3 protein-coding genes are annotated in these 4,265 nt (G+C 64.3%); all 3 read left to right on the top strand.

What is annotated here, in order from left to right:
• Positions 1-333: 333 nt before the first annotated feature.
• The 3 genes from HEP69_RS17595 (at position 334) to HEP69_RS17585 (ending at position 4,201) form a co-directional block, all read left to right on the top strand.
• A complete protein-coding gene (locus HEP69_RS17595) occupies positions 334-1,527 on the top strand; it encodes a DUF932 domain-containing protein (protein ID WP_290559800.1) in 1,194 nt (397 codons plus the stop codon).
• 135 nt (positions 1,528-1,662) lie between these two features.
• A complete protein-coding gene (locus tag HEP69_RS17590; RefSeq protein ID WP_290559799.1) occupies positions 1,663-3,711 on the top strand; it encodes a ParB/RepB/Spo0J family partition protein in 2,049 nt (682 codons plus the stop codon).
• Between the two features lie 208 nt (positions 3,712-3,919).
• Positions 3,920-4,201 carry a hypothetical protein gene (locus HEP69_RS17585; RefSeq protein WP_290559798.1) on the top strand — a complete coding sequence of 94 codons (282 nt, stop codon included), beginning with the start codon at positions 3,920-3,922 and terminating at the stop codon, positions 4,199-4,201.
• Positions 4,202-4,265: the final 64 nt, after the last annotated feature.

The following is a 4,265-nucleotide window of genomic DNA, read 5'->3' as shown; positions in this document are numbered from 1 at the left end:
AAGCCACACCACCCTAATTCCGAGGTCGGGGGGCCCGTCCACCCGGATATCTCTAAGCCCTAGCAATACGAGGAGAGAGCGATGAAAGCTTAAGTTGCTGTCCACGAAACCGGCAGCAGCTCACATCGCCCAAAAAGCGCGAGACCTTCCCAATCATTCAAAAGAATCCATGAGGGAAAGCCTTCCCCTGCGGTCGAGCCTTTAGTCTCGCTCGACCCCTTCTGCGGGGAGACCCCGCAACGCCCCCTGAGAGTGAGAGGCCTTCGGCTGTCGCCGTGACGGGTTTGGAGGTCGAGAGAGAGGCTCTCGGACCGCCCGTCCTGGAGATCAGCCATGACAGCGATTGAGATCATGAACGGCCAGCCCGCGAGCGGCGGCCACAAGGTGGATATGTCCCGCGGCGGGCATGATGGGCGCGTATCGTCCGAGTGGTTTTCCCGGCCCGATGACGAGAAGTACCTCTCGCTCTCGGACCTCTACGCCTCGGTGAAGGGCCGGGCCGAGCGGAGCAAGACGCGGACGGTCGAGAGCGCCGCGATCCGCGTCGAGGCCCATCGCGACGATCCCGAGAAGCTCGCGCTCGTTCTGCCCGATGCGGACGCACCCGTTGCGCCGACCCATTGGAGCTTCGGCCAGCTCGCAAGCCTCGTCGGCGCGCCTGCGGCCTATCTGCGCCAACTCCCCGCGCCGCTTGCGGGCATCAACTTGCAATACGGCCTCACCAATCACCGCGCGGAACAGGTCAAGACGATGGAGGTTGCCAACGGTCGCACCGAGCTGCGCGCCGTCACCGGTCCGGACTATGGCCGCATCTACGATCATGAGCTGGTCTCTGCCGTGCAGCGTATCGCAGGCGATGGCGTCGGCGATACCCGCTGGAAGGTGCCGGGCGTGCTCAACTGGTCGACAGGCGTCTACAACCCGATGGTCGACGTCACCAAGGACACCACGACGCTCTACGCCTCGGATCGCGACGTCTTCCTCTTCCTGGTCGACGATAGGAATCCCATCGAGGCAGGCACGTTGCCCGACGGCTCACCCGACCTCTTCTTCAGGGGATTCTATTGCTGGAACTCGGAGGTCGGGGCCAAGACGCTCGGCATCGCGAGCTTATATCTCCGGGCCGTCTGTCAGAACCGCAATCTCTGGGGTGTCGAGGACTTCCAGGAGATCACGATCCGGCATTCCAAATATGCGGCCAATCGTTTCGCGCATGAAGCAGCGCCAGCCCTCGCCAACTTCGCCGACTCCTCACCGCAGCCCTTCATACAGGGCATCCGGTCTGCGCGCGAACGGATCGTCGCGCGCAGCGAAGAGGACCGCACCGACTTCCTGCGCACGCGCGGCTTCTCGAAGGCGGAGACCGTCAAGATCGTCGAGACCGTCCTTGCCGAAGAAGGCCGTCCTCCCGAGAGCGTCTTCGACTTCGTCCAAGGCATCACCGCGGTCGCCCGGTCCAAGCCCCAGCAGGATGCGCGGCTCACCATGGAGACCCGTGCCAAGAAGCTGTTGGAGGCTGCCGCGTAGGCCCCGCCGTCTCGCTTCGGTCCCAACGCGCTGTCCACGGTCCATCGCTCCTTAGAGGGAGAGGTGGGCCGTGGGTTTCGTGACGGGTTTGGAGGTCAGAGAGAGTCTCGTGACCGCCCGTCGCGGAGAACTCCCATGACGAAGTCTAAGAAAATCACCCTCAGCGCCTCGCGCGACATCCCCTTCAACAAGCTGGTACTCAGCCAGTCCAACGTCCGCAAGGTCAAGGCCGGCGTCTCGATCGAAGAGCTGGCTGAGGACATCGCGCGGCGCACGCTCTTGGCGAGCCTGACCGTCCGGCCCGTCCTCGATGATGACGGCGCGGAGACCGGCATGTTCGAGATCCCGGCCGGCGGTCGCCGTTACCGCGCGCTTGAACTGCTGGTGAAGCAGCGCCGTCTCAACAAGACCGCGCCGGTGCCCTGCATCGTGCGCACGGACGGTCTCGCGGAAGAGGACAGCCTGGCCGAGAACATCCAGCGCGCGCCGCTGCATCCGCTCGACCAGTTTCGCGCGTTCCAGGCGATGCGCGAGAAGGGCAAGTCCGAGGAGGAGATCGCCGCGGCCTTCTTCGTTTCGGTCAATGTGGTCAAACAGCGCCTCAAGCTAGCCGCCGTCTCGCAGGCATTGCTGGAGGCCTACGCCGACGAGGAGATGACCCTCGACCAGCTCATGGCGTTCACCGTCCAGCCGGACCACGAACGCCAGGAACAGGTTTGGGACGCGCTCAAGCAGCACTACAATAAGCAACCCTACGAAATCCGCCGCATGCTGACCGAAGGCGCCGTGCGCGCTTCCGACCGGCGGGCGCAATTCGTCGGCCTCGACAACTATGTCGAAGCAGGCGGCGAAGTGCTGCGCGACCTCTTCCAGACCGACGATGGCGGCTGGCTGCAGGACGCGGCGCTGCTGGAAACCATGGTCACCGAGAAGCTGAACGAGGAAGCCGAGGCGATCCGCGCCGAAGAGTGGCATTGGATCGAGGTCGCGACCGACTTTCCTTACGGCCACACCTACGATCTGCGGCGCATTCGGGGCGAGGCGGAGCCGATGAGCGAAGAGGAAGAGAAGACCTACGAGGCGCTCAAGGCCGAGTACGAGAAGCTCGAAGTCGACTATGCCGAGGCGGATGAACTCCCCGAGGAGGTGGACGAACGGCTCGGCGAGATCGAGACGGCGATGGAAGCGCTCCAGAACCGCCCGATCCGGTTTGAGGCGGAGGACTACGCCATCGCGGGGGCATTCGTCAGCATCGACAGCGCTGGCGGTCTGCGCGTCGAACGTGGCTACGTGCGGCCGGAGGATGAACCGGCACTCGAGCCCGAGGGCAGTGCCGACGGCGAGACAGTCGATCCCGACACAGACGATGCAATCGCTGACGCATCCGATCCGGTGACTGATCAGGATGAGGAAGAAGATGACGACGGCACCAAGCCGCTGTCGGATCGCCTCGTCTGCGAACTTACCGTCCATCGCACGATGGCGCTGCGGGACGCGCTCGCGAACGATCCGCAACTGGCGATGCTCGCCTGCCTGCACACGATGGTCCTGCAGCTCTTCTACCACTACGGTCAAGACAGCTGTGTCGAAATCAGCCCGCGCTCCACCCAGTTCGGGTCGCAGGCCCCGAACGTCGGCGAGGCTACGTACGTCCAGTCGATTGATCTTGGCATCGAGACCTGGGCAGACAATCTCCCGAAGCAGCCGGAAGACCTGTGGGACGTCCTGACCGAATGGGACAGCGACAGCCGCGACGCGCTCTTCGCCCACTGCGTGGCGATGACCGTCAACGCCGTGCAGGAACCGCATCACGGCAAGCCGCGCCAGATCGTCCATGCCGACATCCTCGCATCGACGCTAGGGCTCGACATGGTAAAGGCGGGCTGGAAGCCGACAGCGGACAGCTATCTCGGCCGCGTGACCAAGGCGCAGATCCTCGCCGCTGTGCGCGAGGCGAAAGGCGACAAGGACGCCGACCGGATCGCCGGGTTCAAGAAGCCCGACATGGTCGAAGCCGCGGAAGAACTGCTCGCGGGCACGGGCTGGCTCCCGCAACCGCTGCGCACGGCTCCACTCGCGGAAGAGCCCGACGAGCCGGAGTTCGAGATCGTCGATGATGGCGATGTGACGTCCGACGAACCGGTAGTCGAGGACGAAGAGCCCGCGCTCCAGGCCGCCGAGTGATCGCATAAAGGCAGGCATCCGGCGGCGCACGGCCGATGGTTCGACGAGCCCAATTGGGTGATGATCGAACGGTCGCCGAAGCCGCCTTCGCCCACATTCGAGCAGTTGGCGACCACCAACCGAGGGAGACACTCCCCCTAACTCCCTCGCCCTGGGGCCTGTCGGACGCGGCAGGCCCTTTTTTCTGCGTATCATTGAGGAGACCGATATGGACAGTCCCGCAACGGACCTATCGCAAAAGCTGAGCCGCGAGGCCGAGGCTTTATGCCGCCAATACCTCTCCAACGGCCGAAAACAGGGTCATTACTGGGTCGTCGGCGATGTCGGCAACTCTCCCGGTCGCAGCCTCTATGTCCGGCTCACCGGACCGACCCGCGGCAAGGGTGCGGCGGGCAAATGGACCGAACATGTTGCGGCGCGGGGTATGTTGGGACGGCGGGCTCGCCGTCGGCCCGGCAGGGGGGGGCGCATCCACGCCCCCAAGAACTAATTCAAACACGGGGGGCGGGATTGCTCTGCCCCCGGGTACAACAAAGAAACCACAGCCATACTAG

It is taken from the genome of Aestuariivita sp. (assembly GCF_021404545.1).
Taxonomy (GTDB): domain Bacteria; phylum Pseudomonadota; class Alphaproteobacteria; order Rhodobacterales; family Rhodobacteraceae; genus Aestuariivita.
Note: the sequence above shows the minus strand (reverse complement) of the source record. Positions and strands in the feature narration are given on the sequence as shown.